The sequence below is a fragment of the Rickettsia lanei genome (genome assembly GCF_056242675.1).
This window is the reverse complement of record NZ_CP172233.1, coordinates 25,001-51,789: the sequence shown is the minus strand read 5'-3', so window position 1 is coordinate 51,789 and position 26,789 is coordinate 25,001. Positions and strand designations below refer to the sequence as shown.

Genomic DNA, 26,789 nt, shown 5'->3' with positions numbered 1-26,789 from the left:
TTTTTATTATTGCTCTGGATTGCCGCATCGCTTTGCTCCTAGCAATGACGGTGCATGTATCCACGCAACCAATCTTCCACGAGAAGAATGTATTTATTACGCGTATGGATTATCATGAAAAGCAATATGTTCACCTGATAATATAATTATCTTATCTCGATTGGTATTATTTATAAATACCTTATGATTAAGATCTGTTACTTTAACACTACTATGTGGTCCTAAGATTAATTCCGCAACATTGCCTAGGCTTTCAAACGTAACACGCTGATTAGCGCCAATTGTTATTTTATTGGGGGATATGTTAATATTTGCTGTTCTACTTTCTTCGGTAAAAGTAATAGTTCTATATTTTGGATCTTGCATATTTTCCTCTTTGAATGAATTTTAAGTTATAAAATCATTACTACAATATGCCATATACTACTTCAATTAAAAATTTTTTAACCTAGCTCTTTACTCAATTTATAATTGTTATTATAGTGTATTTTTTAAATTTAAGCGGCTATGGTATTAAGATTATATTATTGTCTATTATGCCTTATTAGTAGAATTATCCTCTGATCAATATGAGCAATTTATAAGTAGTACTGTAGAATACGGTATTACCGATAATCAAAATATTGGAGTACATTTTTTGTACAAAGAAGATAAATTTTTGAATGAAAAAAACATAAGCACGGATGCTTCTATGTACTATAAATTGAAGCTATTTGAAGATAAAGATTTTGTTATTGCGGCTCAGCCTAAAATTTTAATGAGTAAGAGTAAAAAACTTAAAGAAGATTTTTTAGGCGAGATATCTTTACTAATGGGAATGTCTAAAAATATCTGCCCTGTTATTATTTTTAATCAAAATATATTTAGCTTTGGACATTCAATTAATATTGGTTCTAAGAAGATGTATTATAATTTTTCTATTTGTGAAGGCATTAAATTTAAAAACGGCATAATGCTTACAAGTTTTACAAAATACCATACTCGGCAAAATTACGGCTATGTATATGATAGTTCAGTTTATGAGCATTTAGGAATTGTAAAAATAATTAATTTTGGTAAAGAGAATAGAAACTTGTTAACTGCTCAAATCGGTCATTTTTGGGATCACAGTCTTTCAAATTAAGAAATATAAAATATCAGGTATAAATTTTTCAGCATGGTTAGATGTATAAATGAAGATATAATATTACAGATAATCAGAGATAAAAATTTATTAGGTAAAAAACAAGCTAAGTTTAAAAGCTATGATCGAAGAAGCAATTATCGATAATGAGATAATGATTGATATATTATATGAAAATAGAATATTGCTGCTAATAAGCAATATTTCTTATATTAAAATTTATAATTATTCTTATATACAAGTCTATGTAGTGAATGGTTATTGTATATATGACGATGTTCATAGTAATACAATAACTGCTATAAATAGATCTAAAAATATTGTTTAGTAATAATAATATTTTTAGATCTATAATGCTGATCAAGAAATATTATTTTTATAAATTATTAGAAAAAAATTTTGCCTATTTAACTAGTATCAAAGCAAAATATGCTCTTGAATTTAAAGTCGGGCCGATTATTGCTAAGAATATTAATTATACCAATAAAATAATAATATTTTTCGTCGTGTTTATAGCCACATTGATTTATCTGCCGGTTTTATTGCATGTTGTTAATAATATAAGCTATTGTTTGCAAAATATTTTAAAATCTCTGTTATGTATAAGGGCAGTAAGAGAATCGCCTTCGGTAAGGGTTGCATGGATTGAAAAGCGTATTCGGTGTCATACCGTGGTTTGACCACGGTATCCAGAAAATAATTAAAAATACTAATATTAGTATTTTTAACTGGATCCTGCGATCAAGTCGCGGGATGATAGAGGTGGAATCGCTTCACAAAACAAGTAGTACTAAAAATTATTCGGTGGAATCACAAATTTTTCAAAATGAGGAGAAAGCTTTACCGGTTTATACAGTTTTAGTACCGTTATAGAATTAAGTAAGTTAAGGTCAAGAATTAAAAATATTTCATTAATTAATTATCCAAAAGATAAGCTAGGCGTTAAAATGTATTATCGAAGATGACGATTATCTAATGATTAAAGAAATAGTGTTATATAATTTACCGTCTTATTTTCATGTTATATCTGTTCTGAAAAGTCTACCAAGAACTAAAAGCCGAAAGCCCTTAATTATGCTCTAGAATATTTACATGGTGAGTATCTAGTAGTATATGATGCTGAAGATAAACCTGAACAGCTACTTAAAGCTCTAGCAATGTTTAAAAACTTACCTCTAGAATATGCTTGTCTTCAAGTTAAGCTTAATTTTTATAATAAAAATGAGAATATTTTAACCTATGCTCAAAAATGTTTAATATAGAATATAGTTTATGGTTTGAATATATCTTGAAAGGATTAAGTTTGCTAAAACTTCCTACACCTCTTGGGGGTACTAGTAATCATTTTAAAACGGATATATTAAATAAGCTTGGCGGATGGGATTCTTATAATGTAACAGAAGATGCCGAGCTTGGTATAAGAATTTACTCACAGAACTATAAAGTAGCTATTCTTGATTCCTATACTCTAGAAGAGGTTCCGAATAGTTTAGGTAATTGGCTAAATCAAAGATCACATTGGATTCAAGGTTTTTTGCAAACATTTTTGGTATTTAAAGCACAAAAAGATAAATGCCAAAAGTTTACTTTATTGCAAGTAATAACAATTTATGTGTTCCTTATCTACTTATAATTTTTGGAGTTTACCCTTTATAATATTTTCTATTGTTATAAATAAAAATTCTATAATTAATTATTTATGGCTTATTAATAGTATTTTTTCACTTTTATATCTATATGGTACAGCTCTGTATATATTAAAAAATTCTTTAAAAAGCGGAAAAGTAAAATTTCAGGATATAGTAGCTTTGAGCTTATGGGCTAGTTATTTTATATTACATACTGTAGCTTCATATAAAGCAGTATTTGAAATAATTTTCTGTCCTTTGAATTTGAAATGGAGTAAAACTAAACACGGCACTAGTTTAGAGGATTTTGAGAAAGAATAGACCTCTAATAAAAAAATTTTTATTCTTGCCCCTTGAACTAACAAAAATAAAATATATATAGTATGTACATATTAAAGATTTAATAATTGGAGGTTAAAATGTCTTTTAAACCATTACATGATAGAATTGCAATAAAGCCTATCGAACAAGAAGAAAAAACTAAAGGTGGAATTATTATTCCGGATACTGTAAAAGAAAAGCCGATGCAAGGTGAAATAGTAGCCGTAGGTAATGGTATTCGTAATAAAAAAGGCGAAATTCATCCTTTAGAGCTAAAAGTAGGCGATAAAGTTTTATACGGTAAATGGGCAGGTACCGAAATTGAAATTGAAGGCACAAAACTGATCGTGATGAAAGAAAGCGACGTATTTGGTATTATTAATTAATTATTTGTTTTTAAGGAGAAATTAAATATGGCAACAAAACTTATTAAACACGGCTCAAAAGCTCGTGAGCAAATGTTAGAAGGTATTGATATACTTGCAGATGCAGTAAAAGTTACTTTAGGTCCAAAAGGTAGAAATGTACTTATAGAGCAATCATTTGGTTCACCGAAAATTACAAAAGATGGTGTGACGGTTGCAAAATCGATCGAGTTAAAAGATAAAATTAGAAATGCGGGAGCTCAGCTATTAAAATCAGCTGCTACAAAAGCTGCAGAAGTAGCCGGTGATGGTACTACTACAGCTACGGTACTTGCTAGAGCTTTGGCTCGTGAGGGTAATAAGTTAGTAGCTGCCGGTTATAATCCTATGGATTTAAAGCGTGGTATGGATTTAGCAGTAAACACAGTAGTAGAAGAAATTAAAAAATCCAGTAAAAAAATCAATAGCCAAGAGGAAATCGCACAAGTCGGTACTATCTCTTCAAACGGTGATAAGGAAATCGGTGAGAAAATTGCTAAGGCAATGGAGGAAGTCGGTAAAGAAGGCGTGATAACCGTTGAAGAAGCAAAGAATTTTAGCTTCGATGTTGAAGTAGTTAAAGGTATGATGTTTGATAGAGGTTATCTATCACCGTATTTTGTAACGAATTCCGAGAAAATGGTTGCTGAGCTTGAAAATCCTTTCATCTTACTATTTGAGAAAAAATTATCAAATTTACAACCGATGTTACCTATACTTGAGGCTGTAGTACAATCACAACGTCCGCTATTAATTATTGCTGAGGATGTTGAGGGCGAAGCTCTTGCAACGCTTGTAGTCAATAGATTACGTGGTGGTTTAAAAGTTGCGGCAGTAAAAGCTCCCGGTTTTGGTGATAGAAGAAAAGCAATGATGGAAGATATTGCTATCCTAACTAAAGGTGAGCTTATTACTGAAGATTTAGGTATGAAGCTTGAAAATGTGAGTATTAAGAGTCTAGGGACAGCAAAAAGAGTAACAATTTCTAAAGAAAATACCGTAATTGTTGACGGTAACGGTGATAAGAAAAATATTGAAGATAGAGTATTACAAATTAAATCTCAAATAGCTGAAACTACTTCTGATTATGATAAAGAAAAACTGCAAGAGCGTTTAGCTAAACTTTCCGGCGGTGTTGCCGTATTAAAGGTTGGCGGTGCTACGGAAGTTGAAGTGAAAGAGCGTAAAGATCGTGTTGAAGATGCACTTGCTGCTACAAGAGCGGCAGTTGAGGAAGGTGTTGTTGCCGGTGGCGGTGTAACATTACTTCATGCATCACAACCTTTAACAAAGCTTAAAGTAGAGAATAAGGATCAACAAGCTGGTATTGAAATAGTAATAGAAGCTTTAAAGGATCCGTTAAAACAGATTGTTGAAAATGCCGGTGAAAACGGTGGCGTAGTAGTTGGTAAATTACTAGAACATAAGGATAAAAATTATGGCTTTAATGCTCAAGATATGCAATATGTCGATATGATTAAAGCAGGAATTATTGATCCGGCTAAAGTAGTGCGTACTGCACTTCAAGATGCTGCTTCCGTTGCTTCGTTAATTATTACCACGGAAACTTTAATTGTTGACGAACCTTCTGATAAGGCAGAGCCAATGCCAATGCGTGGTGGTATGGGAGGCATGGGCGGTATGGATTTCTAAGTCTATATCTCTATAAGATAGGTTATGCAATAGATCTAATAAACCCGTTTTGTTGTATTGCGCGTTCCCCTCATTGTAAGGAGGCATTGTTGCGTGGACCGCAAAACCTGTTCAATGTCATATCATGGCTTAACCATGGTATCCAGAAAAAATACTAATATAGTATTTTAAACTGGATTCTGCTACAAGCTCGCAGGATGACAATTGAGCAGCTAGTCCACGCAGGCAATGCCCTGCTCCGCAATGACGATTTTAACAACGTGCTGTAACACATTATTAAAAGTCGCAGTAGGACACAACTGATTTATGCAACAAATGGGTTTTAAAGCGATTCTTTGCTTAATGTGAAAATAAACTCTTTAATAAAACTCTTCCTAAAAAAATAAAATATAGAATTTCTTGTAATTATTTCAATAAATGACTGCAAATATTTTTTAATTAATTATAATAGCTCAACCTTTGGTATTTATCCTATGAGACTGTTAACAAAATAATTTTAAAGCTCATTAAATTCTTTTTCACTACAAATTATAAGATTTTTTTGAAATAGGGATATTTATTACTGTAAAAATCTCTTTAATTATCAATTAAAGTTATTTTGTTAACAGCCTTATATAGGATGATCAAAAGGTTTTAAACGGTTTTACGCTTTAATTATTAAGAATAGATTTCTTGTTGCAGTTATAGGCAAGGTTAATCTATATTCGTTTAATTTAAAAAATTAGTAATAACAATTTCTAGCTTTTGGTTGGTTAAACTATGCTAACTAAAATTAGTAAGGTTTTAGAAAATTACTATTCTTATTTTAAAAAAATCTTATAATTTATACAGTTAAGAAAGACTAAAATAAGATAATTTAAATTTTATATATAAAACTTAAAAAATTAGGTTCTAAAAGCAATCTAAAGGATAAAAGATAAAATAATAGGGTAGGGTAGTGCGAAGCTCGCCACAAGCTTAATTTTTCCTATTAATATCAACTAAAGCTGGGTTTTATTAATATTTACTAAAAATAGTAAATTAATTAGAAATATTAATAGAACTTCATTAAGTTTATTGCTTTAATTGGTGTTTAGTTATTCGTAAGTATAACTATTAGCTGAATTAGTATAAATTTAAAGAGGGACATCTTCTTAGCGTTGGAAAAGAAGATGAGAGAGATTCTGTTAATTATACTAATGCAGAAATGTGACAATTTTCATCTGACAAAACATTTGATTGGAGAGATAGAAGCAAGTACCATCATGTTCATAAAGTAAAAGTCGGTGACAAGTTTGATATACATTGGGATTTATACCATGGCACATAAAACACGTGGTTATTATACATATGCGATCACTGATTATCCTAATGGATTTTTCTCAAAGACTAACTTTTAATGAGCTTAAGACATTTTTTGAAAATATAAGCCAAGAAAAACCATTTTGGAGCCATCCATTACCTGCTTCTACTGATCACTCAATAATTCTTCTGGAAAGAGAAGCGCGATTTCGCGTTCTTTTAGAGAGATGGATAGTCGCTGACCGGCATGGCATTTCATCAATCATGGGTGTTCTTGAATATGAAGCAAGTTTAGGCGGTGAAGGGGGCCCCTGGACATGGACACCATCATCACGATGCTTTAATTAAGCTTTAAAGCAACTTAGTAGCGAGTGGTGATGCGCTAAGCGACTCAAAGCTTTGTTGTGCGGATACCCAAGTCGTCATTGCAAGGAAAAATTAAAAATTTTGACAAAGCAATCTCGGACCAAAATCTTGAGATTGCCACGCTCCTTTCAGTTGCTCGCAGCAACAATGCTTAAATTCTTGCGTTACTATCTACTTAAAGCTTTTAGGCCTTCCTTTAAGCCGTCTTTTATAAATGCAATTTTAGCTTGTTTGCCGTCTGCGGTAATTAGTTCTATATAATTATCGTTTGATAAAATCATGTCTAGATCGTCTTTTGTAATAATAGCTAAAGCCTGACAGCCGTTTACTGTACAATTTACGTATTTTCCGGCTGCTATTCGTTTGTCACCGCTATTAATAACTGTACCTGCCGGAATTTGAACATTTGACGGGACTATTTCTATTATTTTTAATTCCTGTTTTTCTTGTTCCCCATTGAAATAACCTATGTGATAAATGGCTAATATTTCCTTTTCTTTATCTTTCTCTAGATTATTAATTTGTTGTGATAAGAAGCAAAGTTGTTTTTTCTCATTATTAAGAGTACAACTTAAAGTCCAAGCTCCGTACTTTTTTGGTGCTGTTGATGCGTTGACGTTTTCTATGCTATACAAAACAAAAGTGCCGGTTATTATAAATAATCCACTAAAAATAAAAGCAATTTTTTTTATACAATCTTTCATATAATTTTTAACCTTTTTAAAATATTTTCTTTTCCTAAAATTTCTGCAATCTCAAATACGCTAGGTGATGCAGTCATACCTGTTATTAAAGCTCTTACCGGTTTCATAATGTCATTCAGCTTTAAATTGTTTGCTGCTGCTATTTCTTTAAATTTATTCTGTACGGATTCCTTATCAAACTGCTCAAGTTCGCTTAAGTTTTCTATAATTTGTTTGATTAAATTCTTATCGCAATTTTCTATAATTTCTTTTGAATCTTGGCTGTAGATGATAGGCGAATCTACTAGATAAATTTGAGCAAGGCGTGTTAGTTCTAGTAATGTTTCACTTCTAACTAACAAGCTTGGCATTGCTTGTTTGATATAGCCTATTTCCTGCTCACTAACCTTAAACTTTTTCGGCAACTCTACTGCTAGGGGTAATTTGTATGTCAATCCGGTACTTGCATCCTCACGTATGTCTATATACGCTGCGGTGCTGTGTTCCGTGTTTCCTCCAAATTCCTCCCTATAAGCGAGCTTCCGAAGAAGTTTATTATAATTTTGTTCCAATATCTCTACAGTCTTTGAAGTTAAGCTATCATTGTCAAGCATTCTTAAGTAATGAGAGTTAAGGCTATTCATCTTAGCAAAATCAAGCTTAGCAGGTGATTTACCGAGTGAATCAAGATTAAACCAGTCTATAGCCTGAGTCATTGAGATAATTTCATCATCGCCGTGACTCCATCCAAGACGCAGTAAATAATTGCACAAACTTTCCGGTAAATACCCCATATCCTTATAAGCTTCAATGCCTAATGCTCCATGCCTTTTGGATAATTTTGCTCCGTCTGCTCCATGAATTAACGGTATATGAGTCATGCTCGGTACTGCATATCCGAAAGCCTGATAAATAGCGAGTTGCCTTGCTGCATTGGTTAAATGATCGTTACCTCTAATAATATGAGTTATACCCATATCATGATCGTCTACTACAACGGCTAGCATGTAAGTAGCAGTGCCGTCTGCTCTTAATAGTACCATATCGTCTATATGAGAGTTTTCAATTACTACCTCACCTTGTAAAGTGTCATGAATTGTTATGCTACCCTCTCTTGGAGTTTTTAGACGTATTACCGGCTTAATATCAGTAGGATAGATAGATGGATCTTTGTCACGCCACTCGCTATTAAAAATAAAATGCTGTTTATTTTCTAAAGCTTGTTGTCGCTGTCTTTCTATTTCTTCTTGGCGAGTAAAACAATAATATGCTTTACCGTTTTGCAGTAATTTTAGTGCAGCTTCTTTGTAAAGATTATTACGTTTAGACTGGAATATAACCTCACCGTTCCAATCAAGCCCTAGCCATTTTAGACCTGAGAATATAGCTTCTACCGCTTCTTTAGTTGACCTTTCTTTATCAGTGTCTTCAATGCGAAGCAAGAACTTACCGTTATGATGCCTTGCGAACAAATAATTAAAAAGGGCGGTTCTTGCCGAACCTATATGTAAAAACCCCGTCGGTGACGGAGCAAATCTAGTAATTACGTTATTATTCATTTATTATCTTTTTTAAATATATACTAAGAACTGTGTCATACCGTGGCTTGCCAAGGTATCCAGAAAACAACTAAACATACTAATATTATTAGTATGTTTAACTGGATCCCGCGATCAAGTTGGCTGTGTTGTATGGATCAGTTTTTGCGTCATTGCGAGGAAAGTGCATAGCCATTGACGAAGCAATCTAGTAAAAAATGCTAAAAGTTAGCATTTTTTTATTATTTTTCTGGATTGTCACGCTCCTTACAGTCGCTCGCAATGACGATTCGGTATTCATGTCACAAGGCTGATCAAGTTAGCTAGGATAACACATACTCTTTCTCCCCAAACACATAAAATAATTTACATCTATATCATCGCTTAATTTCCACTCATTTTTAGCCAGATCATATACCAAGCCTTTCAGCTCTTTAATTTCAATTTTGGTATCCGTAAGCATTTCGTAAATTTCCAACGGTTTTAGGAATTTGCTATAATCATGAGTGTTTTTTGGTACCCAACCTAAAATATATTCGGCAACTATTATTCCAAGTATATAAGCTTTTTGAGTACGGTTAATCGTAGAAATTATTGCCATACCGTTTGGCTTAATATGCTTCACCAAATTTAGTATAAATTGCTGTACGTTTTCTACGTGTTCAATAACCTCAAGACAAATTACCACATCATATAGCTTGTCACTTTCTAATTCTTCTATAGTAGATTGTAAATAATTTATCTTTACGCCGTTTTCCTTAGCATAAGCAGTTGCCGTTTCAATATTACTTTGCAGTGCATCAATGGCTGTAACGTTAAAACCTTGAGCCGCTAAAGGCGTTGCAATTAACCCTCCACCGCAACCGACGTCTAATATTTCTAATTTAAAAATATCGTTAGACATCTTTTCAAACTCTACTTCTAGAGGTAATTTGTGTATCAATCTGCTGCTTGCATCCTCACTTACCAAAGCGTACGCTGCGGTGCTGTGCTGCATGTTTCCTACAAATTCCTCTCTATAGGCGAGTTTGGAAAGGTGTCTATTGTAATGCGTAGTTATTTTCTCTATTATATATTCAAGGCGAATAGGGTTGATTCGGTGTAAGATAGCGAATTCTCCGTCCTTATTCCACCAATTATGAGAAATTTTCTCAAATTTTTCTAATTCTTTTTTATTGATTGAAGACATAGTCTATGATTCTTTCCAATGTTATCCCGTGGCTTGACCACGGGCTCCATAAGTACAGCCTAAGAACTTTAGTGGATCCCGTGGTCAAGCCACGGGATAACAAGAGGCCATACAACAAACATATATAATATACTCAGATGACTTTAATAATACTAGCCTTAATTTTAATTAGCTGCATATTTGCCCCGCTTGGCTGCATTGCCCTATGGAAGAGATATATTTATTTCGGTGACGGGCTTGCTCATAGTAGTTTTTTAGTGGCTAGTATAAGTATTATAGCACATGTTCCATTAATATATTCAGGCATAATAGTTGCAATTCTTTTTTCGTTTTTTGTGTTTATTTTTAAAAATAATTCTGAAAAAAACGCAGTTATTAATTTGATTTCTAGCTTTATGCTAGCTGTTGCTTTAGTTATTAATTATTTTACTTCTTTGCAGAATAATATAGTGAATTTGTTGTTTGGGGATATTTTATCCGTATCTTTTAATGATTTGATGATACTTGCAATAGTGCTCATAACTATTATAGGCTTTATAGTATATTTTTATAATCAAATTCTTCTTATCATTATCAATAGAGATATTGCCGTCATAAAAGGCTTAAAGGTTAATATTATTGAGCTAATATTTTTACTTCTTCTCTCATTATCGGTATTTTCTGCTATAAAGATTGTCGGAGTACTTATGGTAACTGCTATTTTACTTATTCCTGCAATGATTGCACGGTTTGTAGCATATAGCCCCTCCCAGATGATTATAATATCAATTCTTATATCTTTATTTATTAATTTTTGTGCTGCATTTAGCTCTTTCTACTTTGATTTACCTTTAACTCCATTGTTTATTATATTAGGTACGTTTATTTATGGTTTGTTGTATTTAAAGCGATTATTATGAACCCAAATGCATTTACTGAATATGTCAAAGAATTGTTAGAACCAATATGGTTCAGTAGTCGTTCGTGTAATGTTTGGTGGATATGGTATATATAAGGGTGGTGTTATGATAGGAATTATTAAGAGCAATGAATTATATTTTAAGTCAGACCTAAGCACTTATGAATATTTTCAATCTTTCGGTTCTGAGTCATTTGTATATCAAAGTAAAGGTAAACTTGTAACTCTATAATATTGGAAGGTGTTACCTGAAATTATGGAGGATCAAGAGTTATTAGGTAAGTGGTTTAAATTAGTTTTGAATGTTGCTATTAAATAGTCAAAAGAAAAAATAAATGTCGTCCTGTGGTTTGACCAGCGTTGTTGTGTGTGGCATTTTTTTTCTGTCATTGCGAGAAGACGCCATAGGCGTCGACAAAGAAATCTCAGGCACGATTCCTGAGATTGTCACGCTCCTTGCAGTCGCTCGTAATGACGTTAAAATCTATCCACGTTTTTCATAATCTCAAGATAATCAATTTTGCCGTTTGTAAGTAGAGGTATTTCTGAATCGGTAATAATTACTTTCGGTAAATGTAGTAAAGGCATTTGAGCTTTAGATACAGCATCTGCAAAGTTCTCTCTATTTATATTGGAACCGGTAGTAAGTAAAATAATCTTGTCTTCGTGCGTTTTATCGGGAATAGAAATAGCAGCGTGCAAGGAATCAGGATCAATTTTGCTTGCAAGTTCTTCAATTTTTGTAAGAGATATCATTTCCCCTGCTATTTTAGCAAAGTGTTTTAAACGTCCTAGAGTTGTTATATATCCTTCAGAATCAATTTTTACTATATCGCCTGTGTCGTACCATTCTTTATAAGTATGGTGACCTTCTAAGTCCAAGTAACCAAGCATTATGTTAGGACCCTTAATGAATAAACGTCCCCCTTCATTTATTCCCTCTACTTTCTCAAGCTTATAATCAATTTTCGGTAATAATCTTCCTACCGTGCCTGCTTTATTATGCATAGGGGTATTGCAAGCTATAATAGGTGAGGCTTCTGTAATCCCATATCCTTCAAAAATACGTATGCCATACTTATTAAGCCAAAATTGTCGTGTAGATTCTTTTAATTTCTCGCTACCGGCAAATATATAGCGTAATGAGTAAAAATCATATGGGTGAGCGTAATTAGCATAACCGTTTAAAAAAGTATCGGTAGAAATTAATATAGTTGCTCCAATATCGTATATAACTTCAGGAATGCTACGATAATTTAGTGGAGAAGGATATAGAAACAGCTTAATACCGTTTAAAGTTGTAATAATTGCACCACTAAGACCAAAACAATGAAATAGCGGTAGCGCATTAAATACTATATCTTCAGGGCTAAAAGGTACTTTAGCAGTTATTTGATATCTATTAGTTTGTAAATTTCTGTGAGATAATAATACGGCTTTAGGTTTACCTTCAGTACCCGAAGTAAAAATTATCACTGCCGGTTTTCCGTCATCACGATTACGACAAAAATAATTGTAATAAGTTTGGGCACAATAACTTCCTATTTTTGCTTTTAGTTTTAGGGCTGTACCAATCTGCTTTTTAAAATCTTCTAAATATATTATTTTAATACCGAAATCTAATAAGTTAGTTATTAATTCATGTAAATTTGCTTTCTCAATAAATTGTTTTGAAGTGTAAACTACTTTAATTTGTGCAAGTTTACAGGAGTTAATAACAGTACTTATGCCGCTGCTCCAGTTAATTATAGCAGGAACATAACCGCTAGATTGCATAGCGTAAAAAGTAATTAACGTATTCGTGGTATTAGGCAACATTAAGCCTAAATTTCTGCCAAAGATATTATTCTTTTTGATTAAATCACCTAGGATAAAAGATTTTAATATTAAATCTCGATAAGTAACCGCATTATTTTCAAAATCATCAACTATTTTTTTCTTAAATCCATGAATTTTAGCAGCTTCTATAAGAGATGAGAATACAGTATTTTGATAGTCTGAACTTTCAAACATCATGTCAGCCATGATATCATAAAGAGTCCTAGATATATAACTGCGTCGTTCTTGATTGCTTGTAGCATCCATATTAGCGAATTTGACCGGCGGTAAAATGGTTATAGTAATTTTAGGAAATATTTTTCTTTTTAATATGTTTTTTAATTTTGATAAATGAGTAAATTGAGTACCGTCTATTCTAACCGGTAAGACGGTAGCACCGGCTTTATCGGCAATCATTCCCGGTCCTTCGTATATTTTCATTAAAGAGCCGGTAACACTTATTCTACCTTCAGGGAAAATTGCTACTTTCTGATCCTTTTGTACTTCTTTTACTAAAGTCTTTATTGCCATTGGGTTACTTGGATCAACCGGCAAAGTTCTTGCCATACGTAAAAACGGTTTAATCCACCATATTTTTTGTATATCGGGACTAATTGCAAAAGTCATTTCTTCTCGTAAGTAAGTAGCAATTAGCGGCGGATCTAGATATGAAATATGGTTAGCGACCACTACTACTTTTTTACCTGCTTTTTGAAAATTTTCAAATCCTTTAACTTCAACCTTATACATAAGATCAAAACAGATTTGGAATATTCTTCGCAATAGCTTAAATGGAATAATTTTAACTTCAGGTATTAAACGGTAAATATGTATAGTAACGATTATATTAGCTAGGCTAATAAATAATATAATCCAGGGTATAGTGAAATTTAGGTAAAATAATAAAGATAGAATTATTGTGGATCCCACCATGAAAATGGAATTGATAAGATTGTTAACGGCAATAATTCGACTACGATGAGTAGGGTTTGCGTAATGCTGTAATATCGCAAAAAGCGGAACGATATATAATCCGCCTATTGCCGCTAAGAACAATAAATCTATAACTATGCGCCAATTATGTCTTTTCGATAAAAATACTAAAATACTTTTTAGCTGAGTAGGTTCGTAGTTAACTGAGCTAATTCTACTTGCAAAGAATAAATCAATACCGAAAATACTAATGCCTAGGGCTGAAATAAATAGATATTTAACGGTAATCTCATCTTCAAATATTTTGCTACATAAAAACGAACCGACCCCAACACCAAGAGAGAAAACCGCTAAAAATAAATTAGCAACATTCTCATCAGCTTTAAAAGTTATCTTAGCAAGTAAAGGTATTTGAGAAATTATAGCAGCTCCGATAAACCAAAACCATGAAATACCAAGTATAGCTAAATATATCTGTTTTTTTGCTTTGGCATATTTAATCATATTTATGCTTTCATCTATAATATTAAAATTTATTTTAATATCACGATTTACGTTTTTAGATTTTGGGGAAAAAAGGCTTGTAATAAAGCCAAGCAAAGCGATGGTAATTAAGGAATAAATTATAAAATTATTGCTGATTGTATAATAGCTGCCGATTATAGTACCGATAAAAATACCGATAAAAGTTCCGGCTTCAACAAAGCCGTTAGCTCCAAGTAGTTCATCTTTATTTAGGTGATCAGGTAATACGCTATATTTGATTGGACCGAAAAAAGTAGAATGTATACCCATTAAGCAAATAGAACAAAACAGGATTAACAGATTATTATGATGCAATCCGTAAATTGCAAAGGCAATTATACCGATTTCACAAATCTTAATAATTTTAATAAGATTTGCACGCTCGTATTTATCGGCAATTTGTCCTGCTATGCTTGCGAATATTATAAAAGGTAATACAAAAGTAGCATTAGCAATTAAAACAAGTAGATTATTATATTGACTTAAAGCTCCTGAAATACCATAAGTGATAAGGATTACCAGAGCATTTTTTAATATATTATCATTAAGACAACCGCATAACTGCACTATAAAATTCGGTAAAAATCGTCTATCTTTGAAAAGATATAATTTGTTTGTGTCCATGATATAAAATGATTTTAAATGCCAATTTTATTGGGTGACTCTTATGTCATTCCCGTGAAAGCAGGAATCCAGTAAAAAATATAAATACAGTAAGTTTTTAAAACTAAAAACTCGATTTATCTCGCTTTACCCTGGATTCCCGCTTATGCGGGAATGACATAAGCGAGCTATGCAACAAAACCTAAACTCCCCAAATATTAGCAATTTATATTAATATGTCAAATGTGGTGCTTATTTACTTTCTGTGTCTAAGCATCTTGATTTTATTAATTCATCTACAAGAGAAATGTTTTCGTCCGTAGAATCAGTGTAATTTTTGACTATTGTTTGTAATGCAGATAAAGCTTGGCTTGTAGTATCTTTCGTTTTAACTTTCTTTCTTCTTTGTAAATTCTTTTTTAAGGCAGTTGATAAATTATCAAATTTAGCCGGTGATTTGGCTTTTTTCGGTACTTCTTTGATATAGTTGGTAGATGACATAAATAATTATCTTTTCACATTAGCATTATTATATTATATTATAGATATTTTGGAAAATAAAACTATAAATAATCTATGAATCAAAGTAATATAATCTCTCCTGAGTTACTGGATGAGAGAAGAAATATTGCAAGGCAAGGGGGCGGTGAAGCTAGGGTCAACGCACAACATCAAAAAGGTAAGTTAACTGCACGAGAGCGCATAGAAGTATTATTAGATCCGAATAGCTTTACCGAAACAGGTATGTTTGTATCCCATAGATGCGATAATTTTGGGATGCAGGATAAAAAGTTTTTAGGTGACGGCGTTGTAACAGGACACGGTACGATAAACGGTAGGTTGGTATTTATTTATAGCCAAGATTTTACCGTACTCGGCGGTTCTCTCGGCGAATATCATGCTAAGAAAATCTGTGATATTATCGATCAAGCTATAGAAACCGGTGCTCCCGTAATCGGTATTAACGACTCGGGGGGAGCAAGAATTCAAGAAGGGGTTGATGCTCTGGCCGGATACGGTGAATTATTTCAGCGTAATGTTTTAGCGTCGGGTGTCATCCCTCAAATTACCCTAATTATGGGCCCTTGTGCAGGTGGTGCGGTATATTCTCCTGCCTTAACCGATTTTATATTTATGGTTAAGAATAGTTCTTATATGTTCGTAACTGGTCCCGATGTAGTAAAAACCGTTACGGGTGAAGAAGTAAGCCAAGAAAAGCTCGGCGGTGCTAGGATGCATACCACTAAAAGCGGCGTTGCCGATCTTGCATTTAACAATGATATAGAAGCATTGCTTGAAATTCGTAAATTCTTTAATTTCCTTCCGTCATCCAATCGTAGTCCTCTTCCTGTTCGTTCGACTGTTGATCCTGCCGATAGAGTTGATATGTCTCTTAGCACGTTAATACCTAACACTCCTAATAAACCTTATGATATGAAAGAGCTTGTTGAGCGTATCGTTGATGAGGGAGAATTTTTTGAACTACAACCTGATTTTGCTAAGAATATCATTATTGGCTTTGGTTATATGGAAGGTTATCCGGTAGGATTTGTGGCTAATCAGCCTTTGCATTTAGCAGGATGTTTAGATATAAACGCCTCAAGAAAAGCAGCAAGATTTGTTAGATTTTGTGATGCTTTCAATATTCCTATAGTAAGTCTTGTTGATGTGCCTGGATTTCTGCCTGGTACATCCCAAGAGCATGACGGTATTATTAAACACGGGGCTAAACTGTTATACGCTTATGCGGAAGCTACAGTGCCGAAGATTACTGTAATTACCCGTAAGGCTTATGGAGGTGCTTATATAGTTATGAACTCCAAGCATCTTAGAGGCGATATAAACTATGCTTGGTTTAATTCGGAAATCGCTGTTATGGGGGCAGAGGGAGCAGCCGAGATAATATTTAAGGAAGAATGTAAAAATCCTGAAGCTAAAAAACAAAAAATCGATGAATATAGAAAAGTAGTAACTTCGCCTTTTGTTGCGGCATCTAGGGGATATTTGGATGATATTATAAGACCGCAAAATACCAGATGGCGAATATGTAAGGCGTTAAATTTCCTGCGTACTAAAAAAGTAGAACTGCCTTGGAAGAAGCATGATAATTTGCCGCTTTAGCTGTCATCCCGTGGCGTGACCACGGGATCTCAGAATACAGTCTGTGACACAAGACCCCGTGGTCAAGCCACGGGGTGACATGAGGATATAAAAAACTATGAATAAACCGTTATTTGATAAAATTTTAATTGCTAATCGTAGCGAGATCGCCGTTAGGATAATACGTACCTTAAAAAAGATGGGGATAAAGTCGGTTGCAGTATATTCTGAAGCAGATACAAACTCAATGTATGTGCAGCATGCAGATGAGGCTTATTATATAGGTGATTCCCCTGCAACGGAAAGTTATTTATCTATTAAAAATATTATTTCGGCGATTCGTGAAAGTGGCGCAAGTGCAGTACATCCAGGTTACGGTTTTTTATCAGAAAATCCAAATTTTGCCAATATTCTTAAAAGAGAAGGTGTTGTTTTAATAGGACCGAGTGCTGGAACTATTAAAAAAATGGGCGATAAAATCGAAGCAAAAAAGATAGCGATAGAAGCCGGAGTTAGCACCGTGCCAGGTTATATGGGAACTATAAACGATGTTAAACAAGCTATAGATTTTGCTAAAGAGATTGGTTTTCCGGTAATAGTAAAAGCGGCTGCCGGCGGCGGTGGGCGTGGTATGAGAGTAGTGAATAATCCCGCTGAAATGGCCAATGCTTTTGAGTCGGCAAAGCTTGAAGCAGCCAATAGTTTTAGTGACGATAGATTATTTATTGAGAAGTTAATTCAAACTCCCCGTCATATCGAAATTCAGCTGATTGCCGATCAATACGGTAATAGTGTATGTCTCGGAGAGCGGGAATGTTCAATACAGCGTCACCATCAAAAAGTAATCGAAGAAGCACCAAGTTCTTTTATTACTGAAGATATAAGGCAAGAAATGTATCGGCAGGTAATATCCTTATCTCAAAAAGTAGGATATTATTCGGCCGGTACCGTTGAGTTTATAGTAGATAGCAATAAAAATTTCTATTTTTTAGAGATGAATACTAGGTTGCAAGTCGAGCATCCTGTTACTGAGCTAATTACCGGTATAGATATAGTTGAAGAGATGATACAAATCGCAGCCGGCGAGAAATTATCATTTACACAAGATGACGTAAAATTAAAAGGTTGGGCATTTGAATCACGAATTTGTGCCGAAAACCCAAGCCGAGGTTTCTTACCTTCTAGCGGTAGAATTATAGCTTATTCCGAACCTGCAAAGAGTCCTAATATCCGTATAGATACAGGGATTGGGCTTGGCGGCGAAGTAAGTATGTTTTATGACTCAATGATTGCAAAATTATGTACTTACGGTGAAACAAGAGAGCAGGCAATTGAGCTAATGCATTCTGCTTTGAGTTCTTATATAATTAACGGTATTGCTCATAATATCAGTTTCTTAGAAGCGGTAATGCTACATCCACGCTTTGTGAGCGGCGATATTTCTACTGCCTTTATTCAAGAAGAATATCCTGACGGTTTTTCCGGAGCTAGTCTAACTTCAGAAGTAACTACCGTATTTTTAGCAACGGCTATTTTTATTTATATATCGGAGCAAAGACGTGCTTCTTTAATTTCCGGCAATATTAACAATCAGGCTAACAAAATAGGTACAAGGTGGGTAGTAACTATCGATGATAAACTATTTCCCGTATTAATTACACCTGTTGAAAACGGCTATAATATACGTCACGAAAGCGATAGAATATATATTCGTAGTAACTGGAATTTAGGTAATGAACTTTTTACGGCTATAATTAACGGTAAAAAAACAAATGTGAAAATTGAGAATATCAGAACCGGTTATTTATTATCGCATGCCGGTATTAGCGTAAAAGCCTTTGTACGCTCTCCTCGTATCTCAGAACTTGAAGCGTTGATGGTTTCAAAAGTAGTGGTAGAAGAAAGCTCCGAACTACAAGCTCCTCTAAGCGGTCAGATTGCTGCGATAAAGGTGAAAGAAGGGCAGGAAGTGACGGCAGGACAAGAAATTATGATTTTAACTGCTATGAAAATGGAAAACCTGATTCTTGCCGAAAGAGATGGAAAAATAGCTAAAATTTTTGTTAATGAAAAGGATAATGTTATAAGAGGGCAGGTATTATTAGAATTTGCTTGATATATTAGATTCTGTGTAGAAATCTCAGTGATTTGAGTGAGTTGACACGATACATCGCTATGTAAGTTATCTTTTTCCCATCCTTTAACATTATAGTTACCGTGTTTAAGTAAATATTTTACTATTGTGACCTGCGCCCATACTCTGATGCAAGCATTAAAGGTGATACATCTGTATTGCTGTTAATCGTTACCCCTGCATCTAATAATGTTTTTACCGCATTTAAATTACCGTATATTATTGCTACTTCTAGAGCTACATCTAGATTAGCATTTTTAGATAAAAGATACTTTGCAATTGCTTTTCTATTTCTAATGCTTTGTATTTATTTTACACCTTGCGATATAATGTCTTCCATGAGATTTATTGTATTTAAATTCGGATCACCTAAGCTAGCTATAATATTTAATGCTGTCCCGTCTTTATGATGAAACGCATCAAAATATTGTTTTAAATACCCTAGAGTTATTACATTTTCTGTTTTAGTAGTTCCCCGGCTTAGTAGTTCTTTTAATTTGAGAACCCCCTGGAGCTGTGGAGGAGTTGTGCATGATAATTTACCTTAAATTAATTTATAGCGTGCGTACTATAGATTAATCTAAGTAAATTATCAACATCTTAATTGATAGTAAAATAATTTACGATTTCTTAACTTTAAGTTGTATTTGATGGTTCTCTAATGCTACTTTACTTACATAATCAGGCGTGAAATTTTTAGCAAACTCGCCTAAAGTTTGTTCTTTAATAAAGTCTCCATAATTATCAATTATCTTAGATAAATTAAACTCGCTTATTATCTCAATTAAAATCCTGTCAGTGATAGAGAAATCGGCATCTTTTCGAGCCTGTTGTATAAAGCGTACAATGTCTCTTGCGTATCCTTCTTCTATTAACTCAGGTGTTAGCTCTAAATCAAGTATTAACAAGCTACTATTATTCTCAAAACTTGCTGCTCCTTTGATATGTGAATACGGCTCTAAAACTAGCTTATATTCGTCACTATTTAAGGTTTCACCGCATATAGCTAAACCGCCTGTGATAGCTTCCCACTCACCTTTTTTAGAAGCGGCTATAATCTCTTTCATTTTATGCGGCAAACGTTTACCAAGCATTGGGAAATTAATCGATAGTTTTTTGCTTGCGTAATTCTCTAGATCGTCACGATAAATTACCGCCTTAACATTAATTTCATCTTTAATTAAATCTTCAAAATCTTTGAGGTTGTTATTATGTTTACTGATAATAGCTATGCTAGCAAGTGGCTGCCTTACCCTGATATTTTCAGTGCTTCGAATAAATAGGCTATTACTGCAAATATCAAGCACGTTATCCATAGTAGCAACCAGCTCGTGATTTATTTCAAAGTCTGAGAGAGTAGGGTAGTTGCAGAGATGTACGCTAATCGCGTCATTGCGAGGCACTGAAAGTGCCATGGCAATCTTATGAGATACTCCTGAAATTGCTTTGTCAAGACTTATGTCTTTCCTCGCAATGACGTTTGATTTGCCTGAGAGTGCCGTGTCGTTACGCTCCTCACAATGACGTAATCCCTTATATATCGCTTCCGAAATCATAGGCACTAGTGCTGACATCGCAATAGCCATGGTGTCTAAACATGAATATAGAGTATTATAAGCATTTTGCTTATCTGTATCTTTTTCGCTTTTCCAAAATCTAGCTCGGCTTCGTCTTATATACCAGTTATTCAAAACTTCAAAAAATTCTGAAACTGCATGATAAGCTGTTTGCGTATCGAAATTATCTAAGCTCTCTTCAATTTTTTGTACGGCTATTTTAAGCTTAGATAATATATAAACATCAAGTACGTTTTTAGAGCTAAAATTAAGCTTGCCTTTAAGCGAATCGGCATTAGCATACATCGTAAAGAAATGGTAAGCATTCCATATAGGTTTGATAAATAGACGAAGCGTATCAAATACCATTTTGCCGTCTTTATCAATTAATAGTTCCTGACCTTTAACAACGTTTGAAGATAACATTGTAACTCTTAAAGCGTCAGAGCCGTATTTATCAAATAGCTCCAGCGGATCGGCATAGTTATTAAGACGCTTTGAAAGTTTTTGACCTGTAGAGTCTAAAATTACGCCGTGGCATATACAATTTAAAAATGGTGGGCGATCAAATAAAGCGGTAGATAGCACCATTAAAGTATAAAACCATCCGCGTGTTTGAGCTGAATACTCAACTATAAAATCAGCCGGAAAATGATCCTCAAACCACTCTTTATTTTCAAAAGGGTAATGGGCTTGCCCATATGGCATTGAACCGCTTTCAAACCAGCAATCAAACACGTCTTCTATTCTACGCATTGTTGATTTACCGGTTGGATCGTCGGGATTTGGTCTTGTCAGTTCATCGATAAACGGACGATGTAAATCAGTAACTTTAACACCAAAATCTTTCTCTAATTCCTCTATAGAGCCGTAAACGTCTATGCGTGGATATTTTGGATCATCGGACTTCCATACAGGCAGCGGCGTTCCCCAGAATCTCTTACGGCTTATCGACCAATCACGGGCATTTTCAAGCCACTTACCAAATAAATTATCTTTAACATGGAAAGGTATCCAGTTAATTTGCTGATTTAACTCTACCATTCTATCTTTAAATTGCGTAACCTTTACGTACCATGATGGCACAGCCTTATATATAAGAGGCGTATCTGTTCGCCAGCAATGAGGATAATTATGAATATACTGCTCGGTTTTTAGCCAATTTCCTTGCTCTTTCAGTTTGATTATTATTTTGTCATTTGCATCAAATACTTGTAAGCCCTCTAAATCAGGAATTTCTTTAGTGAATTTACCGCTATTATCAACAGGACAAACAAGCTCAATACCTTTCGATTCACAAAGTATTTGGTCATCTTCACCAAAGCCTGGAGCCATATGTACGACTCCCGTGCCATCACCCTCAACCACGAAATCGCCTGCAAATATCTTGAAGCTGTTTGGATGATTCTCGAAATAGTCGAATAAAGATTTATAGTTCAATCCTTGAAGTTCTGAGCCTTTAATTATCTCAAAATTTTCTTCACCGCTAAGTCCTAATTCTTTAGCATATTTAGAGACGGCATAGGCAGCTATTATATAACAAACATCATTTTTAGGGACTAATGCATAATCTATATCACTACCGACTGCTAAGGCTAAATTTGATGGCAATGTCCAAGGTGTTGTCGTCCAAGCGAGTATACGGTATTCTTTAAAAGATCCTTTGGTCGTAGCCACGGGATGAGATAGTACAAAACTCACCGTTACAGCTTTATCGGCTCGCTCACGATAAGAATTATCAAGTCTTGTTTCAAAATTAGAAAGCGGTGTTTCGCATGCCCAAGAATAAGGCATTACCCGCATAGATTCATACAATAACCCCTTATTATATAACTCCTTAAATGCCCAAAGTACGGATTCCATAAAATTCTTATCCATCGTTTTATAAGAATTTTTAAAATCCACCCATCTTGCTTGACGAGTTACATATTCTTCCCAATCATTAGCATATTTCATTACCGAAGCTCTGCAATGTGCATTAAACTTCTCTATACCAAAATTAGCTATTGCAAGACGTCCTGAAATGCCAAGTTCTGTCTCTGATTGCATTTCAGCAGGAAGACCGTGACAGTCCCAACCAAAGCGACGCTCGACTTTCTTACCTTTTACGGTTTGGTATCTAGCATATACGTCTTTAATAAAGCCGGTAAGCAAATGACCGTAATGCGGCAAACCGTTTGCAAAAGGCGGGCCGTCATAAAAAATAAATTCTGACTCTCCGTTCCTATCATCAATAGATTTTTGGAATATATTATTGTCTTGCCAAAATTTTAGTATCTCTCGCTCTAAGTCTGCAAAATCAGCATTCGAGCTAACTTCAGGATAATATTTAATATTTGTCATTATTTTAGAAATTATTTTTAAAAATATCTTCATTATATGCAAGAGAGGTCATAATACAAGAATTTTTAAGGTATTTAAGAAAGTAATAAGGTGTATTACAGATTAAAAGATGATATAGAAATTTTGTCTAACTCAATTCATTTCACTATTAGTTACTACCTATCGTTTCAGCTTCATAAGCCGGATAATATTTGTGCTTCGTATCCTAAATACTGCCACTCTTCATTTAAATATTTAAACATTACTTCAACTCTAGTATATTTTGTTAAATTGCTAAGGCACTGTGCTTTAGCATCACTTTTCTACTTTATTACTTAAATTTAGTAGGAGCTTTTGTTTTTGCTCTAAATTAATAGTTTTTATAAAAGCTAGCAAATCACAGATTTTAAATATTAAATTCTTTATTGTTATCTTTATACTATTAATATCTTCATTATATTTCACTTCGTTAAATTTTTTCACTTGAATCTCTTTCTCTATCCATGCTTTTTTATAAATTGGCTCATAGCCCTTAATTTGCCTTATACATACGTTATAATTTAATAGTTGGATATGTAAATTGGTTTTGCTAAAGAAATATCATCATAAGTTTTTAATTTTTTCCTAGGTGGATAAGTATATATTGGCTTCGGCTCGATTTGTTTAGTTTCTTCCATAAGCTCTTTTTCTAAATATTGTTGTTCTTTGTGGTATAGGCGATTTCTTTTAAACCTACATATTTCTTTTCTGTTTTATAAGAATAATATTTGTCATCATTTATCTTCTCTTGAATCTCTACATTATTCAGAGAACAGTATTTTAGTGTTTTTGAATTTTCACCGAAATAACTTATAGGGATAACTTGATTATTAACTAATGTTCTATCATGTTCTTTATTAGAACATTCTTTTTTAAATTGAGTTTTCATATTATGTGAATTAGCGAATCAAAACAATATTGCAACTTAATTGTAAGCTAGCCCAAGCTTTGTCTGCTGTATATATCGGATAATTTTTTCTTGTCCTTTTTCTTCCGCAAGTAAAGCCATCAAGGAAGAAGAATCAAGAATTATTGTTATGAGAAGACATTATTGGGTTACAAGTTAAAATTTAGAATTTTCTTTATTCGCTTCTTGATATTTTTGTTTTAAAAATGCATCAACAAATGATTCTGATTTAGAACCATGTTGTTTAAACAATGCTTGAGCTTCTTTTACAGTCTTATGACAAGTGATTAAATGTAATTCATTATTAACTTTATTTATAAGTTTCAATAGCATTTTTATATTTGATATGGAGTTAATATTACCCATTAAGCATATCTACGTAAACATTCTAACTATGGGGATCTTTGAAGGAGCGAGTAATTTTTTCATCTGTGAGAAAGTTTTTACTATATTTTCTACGGCAGTCTCAATCAATTTATCGGTTTCAATATAATTTTCCGATTCGTCTTGGATATAAACAAGAATAGATGAAACATAAACCGAGAGCAATAAGCTTCTTTTGGTATAATAGTTAAAATCAAAAGATTTATCACCGGCATAACGCCAAATAGCATCACAACTACGGAATGCAACTTCAGTTCCTTGTATTGGGTTTAATGCAAAATAAGCGGCATTCTTACTATGAATAATAGGAAGTACGGTTTTGACTCTAGTCTTTACGGCCAAAGATATTTTTTCTCTTATTTTTGATGGTTCTGCTATTATCTTTAAGCTTTCTAGCATAATTTTATCTAAATACTCTTCCACGAATCCTACTATTTCGGATAAACCTTCTGGAAAAACTATTAAGCTATAGCCTTTTGCAAAACCGCATTTTTCTTCTGCTTCTTCGAGTAGTTTATTATTCCATTCATGAAACGGTAATAATTCTAATAAAGATTGCACGAAGCTTATTTTTTTGATATGGTGTTCTTCTTGAATGCTCATATTTTTAACCTTGACATATAACTGAATTATAGGGTATAGTTCAATAAACCACAATATCTTTTAAGGAGAGTAATTTTAGTGATACTAGTAAATGTTCACGCCGGTAATTGTGATAATACGCTTAAGAATCTTAAGAAAAAGCTACAAAGAGAGCTTTATTTTCGTAAGATGAAAGAACAGCGTTATTATGAAACACCTTCAGCGAAGCGTGTGCGTAAAGCACAAGAAGCAGCAAGAAGACAGAGAAAATGTGCTCGTAAAAAAATGTTTGATGAATAAAATTTCAAACAATTTTCATACTAAATATAAAGCTAGAAATATTAATTATTTCTAGCTTTTTTTATTGTCATCTAGTTGTTTGACCATGTGTGAACGTTCAAGATGTCATTCCTGGGAAAGCAGGAATCCAAAAAATAGCCATACAAAATTTTATGTATTTGATGAAATAAATATAATAAAAAAACAAGTTTTTATATGTTTGACTGGATTCCCGCTTCCGCGGGAATGACATAAAAACAATCAATGCAACAACACCCCGCTTTTGCAGAAATGACAATAAGGCACTTAAAACTTGAAATATTTTCAATTAGCTTTTTTTTTATGTTATAAAGAACTGTTATAGTCATATAAACAGTATCTATGCTTAGTTATCTTAAACAAAATTTACATTCTTATTTTTCTAGTAGAGTACTAATTTTTATTTTAGCAACAGCAGCTATTATTTTTGCTTGTGCTACTTTTTATGTGATATCTTTAGAATCAAAGAATTTTAGTACGATTATTGGATTTTTATTAGTTGATTTAGCAATTTTGTTAATTTTAGGTGTTTTACTAACTCAAAAATTTTTTACTAAAAATAATAATAACGATAGTTCTAAATTACAAAATCGTATTGTAATTGCCTTTAGTTTAGTTGCAGCTATTCCAACTATAATTGTTTCGGTATTTTCTGTTTATTTTTTTAATCTTAGTGTTCAAGCTTGGTTTGATAAGAAGATTTCTACGGTTCTTGATCAATCCGTGATAGTTGCAGAATCTTATATTGCCGAGCATAAATTACAGCTAAAAGAAACGGCTTTAGCCGTTGCTGAAGATTTAAGCGATATGTATTACGATTTAATTCACAATCCCGCTTTATTTACTAAAACACTTAATACTGAAGCAGAGATGCGTTCGCTTGATGAGGCTATAGTTTTAAACAAATCTACTAATACTATAGTAGCTAATAGTTATTTAAGTTTTTCATTATCATTTGCAACTATCCCTGCACATTTAATAAAAAAAGCGGATTTAGGTGAACTGGTGGAAGTAAAATCCGATCCAACCAAAATAAGAATGCTGATTAAATTAAAAGAGTATAATGATGTGTATTTATTAGTTGGTAGATTAGTAGATAATAAAATTATCGACCATGTAGATGCAACTAACGGAGCAGCTGCCGAGTATAATAGCCTTAAAAATGAAATAGATAATATACAGATTAAGTTCTCTATAATGTTTATCTTTATTGCCTTATTACTTCTTTTTGTAGCTATAAGTTTCGGGGTTATATTTACTGCTAAAATAGTAAAACCTATTAAAAAATTAGTTACTGCAACCGATAACGTTAAAGACGGCGATTTAACAGTACAAGTGCCTGAAAATGAAGTAGATAAAGACGAAATAGGCACGCTTTATGTGGCATTTAATAGAATGATTAAGCAGCTTTCTCGCCAGCAGCGTGATTTAGTTATAGCACAGAGGGCTATGGCTTGGTCGGATGTTGCAAAAAAAGTAGCCCA

At 33.3% G+C, this 26,789-nt stretch carries 24 protein-coding genes and 3 pseudogenes (1 of these 27 cut by a window edge); 14 read left to right on the top strand and 13 right to left on the bottom strand.

Annotation, left to right across the window (positions count from 1 at the left end; translation table 11 throughout):
- Window positions 1-96: 96 nt before the first annotated feature.
- Window positions 97-366 (bottom strand): hypothetical protein, encoded by a 270-nt coding sequence (locus ACHBLB_RS00285; protein WP_475841788.1) that lies wholly within the window; start codon window positions 364-366, stop codon window positions 97-99.
- A gap of 271 nt (window positions 367-637) precedes the next feature.
- On the opposite strand from ACHBLB_RS00285, the gene ACHBLB_RS00280 reads away from it, so the two are divergent.
- From ACHBLB_RS00280 to groL, 8 genes are all read left to right on the top strand, one after another.
- Window positions 638-1,123 (top strand): hypothetical protein, encoded by a 486-nt coding sequence (locus ACHBLB_RS00280; RefSeq protein ID WP_475841786.1) that lies wholly within the window; start codon window positions 638-640, stop codon window positions 1,121-1,123.
- Window positions 1,124-1,244: 121 nt separating this feature from the next.
- Window positions 1,245-1,451, top strand: coding sequence for a hypothetical protein (locus ACHBLB_RS00275; RefSeq protein WP_475841784.1), 207 nt, complete (start codon window positions 1,245-1,247; stop codon window positions 1,449-1,451).
- Entirely contained in the window at window positions 1,444-1,803 is a 360-nt protein-coding gene (locus tag ACHBLB_RS00270) for a hypothetical protein (RefSeq protein WP_475841782.1), read from the top strand. Before ACHBLB_RS00275 ends, ACHBLB_RS00270 begins: the two co-directional genes overlap by 8 nt.
- Complete coding sequence (locus tag ACHBLB_RS00265) at window positions 1,769-1,996, top strand: hypothetical protein (protein WP_475842816.1); 228 nt, start codon at window positions 1,769-1,771, stop codon at window positions 1,994-1,996. The genes ACHBLB_RS00270 and ACHBLB_RS00265 overlap by 35 nt, the downstream gene beginning before the upstream one ends.
- A 430-nt stretch (window positions 1,997-2,426) precedes the next feature.
- A complete protein-coding gene (locus ACHBLB_RS00260; protein ID WP_475841780.1) occupies window positions 2,427-2,756 on the top strand; it encodes a glycosyltransferase family 2 protein in 330 nt (109 codons plus the stop codon).
- Window positions 2,734-3,072 carry a hypothetical protein gene (locus ACHBLB_RS00255; RefSeq protein WP_475841778.1) on the top strand — a complete coding sequence of 113 codons (339 nt, stop codon included), beginning with the start codon at window positions 2,734-2,736 and terminating at the stop codon, window positions 3,070-3,072. The genes ACHBLB_RS00260 and ACHBLB_RS00255 overlap by 23 nt, the downstream gene beginning before the upstream one ends.
- A 98-nt stretch (window positions 3,073-3,170) precedes the next feature.
- Entirely contained in the window at window positions 3,171-3,458 is a 288-nt protein-coding gene (locus ACHBLB_RS00250; RefSeq protein ID WP_475841776.1) for a co-chaperone GroES, read from the top strand.
- A gap of 27 nt (window positions 3,459-3,485) precedes the next feature.
- Window positions 3,486-5,129, top strand: a complete 1,644-nt coding sequence (gene groL / locus ACHBLB_RS00245) for a chaperonin GroEL (protein WP_475841774.1) — start codon at window positions 3,486-3,488, stop codon at window positions 5,127-5,129.
- Window positions 5,130-6,943: 1,814 nt separating this feature from the next.
- On the opposite strand, the gene ACHBLB_RS00240 is transcribed toward groL, so the two are convergent.
- From ACHBLB_RS00240 to ubiG, 3 genes are all read right to left on the bottom strand, one after another.
- On the bottom strand, window positions 6,944-7,480 hold the full coding sequence (locus tag ACHBLB_RS00240; RefSeq protein WP_475841772.1) for an invasion associated locus B family protein: 537 nt from the start codon (window positions 7,478-7,480) through the stop codon (window positions 6,944-6,946).
- Window positions 7,477-9,018: a glutamate--tRNA ligase gene (gltX, locus tag ACHBLB_RS00235; RefSeq protein ID WP_475841770.1), complete on the bottom strand. Its 1,542-nt coding sequence runs from the start codon at window positions 9,016-9,018 to the stop codon at window positions 7,477-7,479. Before gltX ends, ACHBLB_RS00240 begins: the two co-directional genes overlap by 4 nt.
- Window positions 9,019-9,316: 298 nt before the next feature.
- A complete protein-coding gene (ubiG, locus tag ACHBLB_RS00230) occupies window positions 9,317-10,186 on the bottom strand; it encodes a bifunctional 2-polyprenyl-6-hydroxyphenol methylase/3-demethylubiquinol 3-O-methyltransferase UbiG (RefSeq protein ID WP_475841768.1) in 870 nt (289 codons plus the stop codon).
- Window positions 10,187-10,323: 137 nt separating this feature from the next.
- Between ubiG and ACHBLB_RS00225 the strand changes: the two genes are divergently transcribed.
- Together ACHBLB_RS00225 and ACHBLB_RS00220 are read left to right on the top strand one after the other, a co-directional pair.
- Entirely contained in the window at window positions 10,324-11,085 is a 762-nt protein-coding gene (locus tag ACHBLB_RS00225; RefSeq protein WP_004997884.1) for a metal ABC transporter permease, read from the top strand.
- A pseudogene (locus ACHBLB_RS00220) lies at window positions 11,082-11,419 on the top strand (TfoX/Sxy family protein). Before ACHBLB_RS00225 ends, ACHBLB_RS00220 begins: the two are co-directional and overlap by 4 nt.
- 142 nt (window positions 11,420-11,561) lie before the next feature.
- Here ACHBLB_RS00220 and ACHBLB_RS00215 read toward each other — a convergent pair.
- Complete coding sequence (locus tag ACHBLB_RS00215; RefSeq protein WP_475841766.1) at window positions 11,562-14,984, bottom strand: acyl-[ACP]--phospholipid O-acyltransferase; 3,423 nt, start codon at window positions 14,982-14,984, stop codon at window positions 11,562-11,564.
- A 231-nt stretch (window positions 14,985-15,215) separates the two neighbouring features.
- Window positions 15,216-15,464 (bottom strand): hypothetical protein, encoded by a 249-nt coding sequence (locus tag ACHBLB_RS00210; RefSeq protein WP_475841764.1) that lies wholly within the window; start codon window positions 15,462-15,464, stop codon window positions 15,216-15,218.
- Between the two features lie 75 nt (window positions 15,465-15,539).
- Here ACHBLB_RS00210 and ACHBLB_RS00205 point away from each other — a divergent pair, with 75 nt between their 5' ends.
- Window positions 15,540-17,084, top strand: a complete 1,545-nt coding sequence (locus ACHBLB_RS00205; RefSeq protein ID WP_475841762.1) for an acyl-CoA carboxylase subunit beta — start codon at window positions 15,540-15,542, stop codon at window positions 17,082-17,084.
- A gap of 97 nt (window positions 17,085-17,181) precedes the next feature.
- Entirely contained in the window at window positions 17,182-19,179 is a 1,998-nt protein-coding gene (locus ACHBLB_RS00200; protein WP_016926442.1) for an acetyl-CoA carboxylase biotin carboxylase subunit, read from the top strand.
- Window positions 19,180-19,372: 193 nt separating this feature from the next.
- Here the strand turns inward: ACHBLB_RS00200 and ACHBLB_RS00195 are convergent.
- From ACHBLB_RS00195 to ACHBLB_RS00165, 7 genes and pseudogenes are all read right to left on the bottom strand, one after another.
- Window positions 19,373-19,477, bottom strand: a pseudogene (locus ACHBLB_RS00195) (ankyrin repeat domain-containing protein); the annotation flags it as partial.
- Window positions 19,478-19,504: 27 nt separating this feature from the next.
- Window positions 19,505-19,730: pseudogene (locus ACHBLB_RS00190) on the bottom strand (hypothetical protein).
- Window positions 19,731-19,817: 87 nt separating this feature from the next.
- Entirely contained in the window at window positions 19,818-23,096 is a 3,279-nt protein-coding gene (gene ileS / locus ACHBLB_RS00185) for an isoleucine--tRNA ligase (RefSeq protein ID WP_475841760.1), read from the bottom strand.
- A gap of 294 nt (window positions 23,097-23,390) precedes the next feature.
- The gene (locus ACHBLB_RS00180) at window positions 23,391-23,558 is read right to left on the bottom strand and encodes a hypothetical protein (RefSeq protein WP_475841758.1); all 168 of its coding nucleotides are present in this window, start codon (window positions 23,556-23,558) and stop codon (window positions 23,391-23,393) included.
- Between the two features lie 205 nt (window positions 23,559-23,763).
- Window positions 23,764-24,003 (bottom strand): hypothetical protein, encoded by a 240-nt coding sequence (locus ACHBLB_RS00175; protein WP_475841756.1) that lies wholly within the window; start codon window positions 24,001-24,003, stop codon window positions 23,764-23,766.
- Window positions 24,004-24,177: 174 nt separating this feature from the next.
- The gene (locus ACHBLB_RS00170; protein WP_475841754.1) at window positions 24,178-24,387 is read right to left on the bottom strand and encodes a hypothetical protein; all 210 of its coding nucleotides are present in this window, start codon (window positions 24,385-24,387) and stop codon (window positions 24,178-24,180) included.
- A 9-nt stretch (window positions 24,388-24,396) separates the two neighbouring features.
- Window positions 24,397-25,008, bottom strand: a complete 612-nt coding sequence (locus ACHBLB_RS00165; protein WP_475841752.1) for a COQ9 family protein — start codon at window positions 25,006-25,008, stop codon at window positions 24,397-24,399.
- 78 nt (window positions 25,009-25,086) lie between these two features.
- On the opposite strand from ACHBLB_RS00165, the gene rpsU reads away from it, so the two are divergent.
- Complete coding sequence (gene rpsU / locus ACHBLB_RS00160; protein ID WP_475841750.1) at window positions 25,087-25,287, top strand: 30S ribosomal protein S21; 201 nt, start codon at window positions 25,087-25,089, stop codon at window positions 25,285-25,287.
- Window positions 25,288-25,647: 360 nt separating this feature from the next.
- On the top strand, window positions 25,648-26,789 hold the 5' portion of the coding sequence (locus ACHBLB_RS00155; protein WP_475841748.1) for a sensor histidine kinase NtrY-like. The gene runs 658 nt beyond the window's last position; only the first 1,142 of its 1,800 coding nucleotides appear in the window; the start codon lies at window positions 25,648-25,650; its stop codon lies off the right edge, out of view.

What these genes read in the sequence shown, in the direction of transcription:
- ACHBLB_RS00200 (WP_016926442.1), top strand. Translation starts at nt 17,182, where the DNA reads ATGAATAAACCGTTATTTGATAAAATTTTAATTGCTAATCGTAGCGAG.
- ACHBLB_RS00255 (WP_475841778.1), top strand. Translation starts at nt 2,734, where the DNA reads ATGTGTTCCTTATCTACTTATAATTTTTGGAGTTTACCCTTTATAATA.
- ACHBLB_RS00170 (WP_475841754.1), bottom strand. Translation starts at nt 24,387, where the DNA reads ATGGGTAATATTAACTCCATATCAAATATAAAAATGCTATTGAAACTT.
- ACHBLB_RS00275 (WP_475841784.1), top strand. Translation starts at nt 1,245, where the DNA reads ATGATCGAAGAAGCAATTATCGATAATGAGATAATGATTGATATATTA.
- ubiG (WP_475841768.1), bottom strand. Translation starts at nt 10,186, where the DNA reads ATGTCTTCAATCAATAAAAAAGAATTAGAAAAATTTGAGAAAATTTCT.
- ACHBLB_RS00215 (WP_475841766.1), bottom strand. Translation starts at nt 14,984, where the DNA reads ATGGACACAAACAAATTATATCTTTTCAAAGATAGACGATTTTTACCG.
- ileS (WP_475841760.1), bottom strand. Translation starts at nt 23,096, where the DNA reads ATGACAAATATTAAATATTATCCTGAAGTTAGCTCGAATGCTGATTTT.
- ACHBLB_RS00225 (WP_004997884.1), top strand. Translation starts at nt 10,324, where the DNA reads ATGACTTTAATAATACTAGCCTTAATTTTAATTAGCTGCATATTTGCC.
- ACHBLB_RS00250 (WP_475841776.1), top strand. Translation starts at nt 3,171, where the DNA reads ATGTCTTTTAAACCATTACATGATAGAATTGCAATAAAGCCTATCGAA.
- ACHBLB_RS00285 (WP_475841788.1), bottom strand. Translation starts at nt 366, where the DNA reads ATGCAAGATCCAAAATATAGAACTATTACTTTTACCGAAGAAAGTAGA.
- ACHBLB_RS00175 (WP_475841756.1), bottom strand. Translation starts at nt 24,003, where the DNA reads ATGAAAACTCAATTTAAAAAAGAATGTTCTAATAAAGAACATGATAGA.
- ACHBLB_RS00165 (WP_475841752.1), bottom strand. Translation starts at nt 25,008, where the DNA reads ATGAGCATTCAAGAAGAACACCATATCAAAAAAATAAGCTTCGTGCAA.
- groL (WP_475841774.1), top strand. Translation starts at nt 3,486, where the DNA reads ATGGCAACAAAACTTATTAAACACGGCTCAAAAGCTCGTGAGCAAATG.
- ACHBLB_RS00210 (WP_475841764.1), bottom strand. Translation starts at nt 15,464, where the DNA reads ATGTCATCTACCAACTATATCAAAGAAGTACCGAAAAAAGCCAAATCA.
- ACHBLB_RS00240 (WP_475841772.1), bottom strand. Translation starts at nt 7,480, where the DNA reads ATGAAAGATTGTATAAAAAAAATTGCTTTTATTTTTAGTGGATTATTT.
- gltX (WP_475841770.1), bottom strand. Translation starts at nt 9,018, where the DNA reads ATGAATAATAACGTAATTACTAGATTTGCTCCGTCACCGACGGGGTTT.
- ACHBLB_RS00205 (WP_475841762.1), top strand. Translation starts at nt 15,540, where the DNA reads ATGAATCAAAGTAATATAATCTCTCCTGAGTTACTGGATGAGAGAAGA.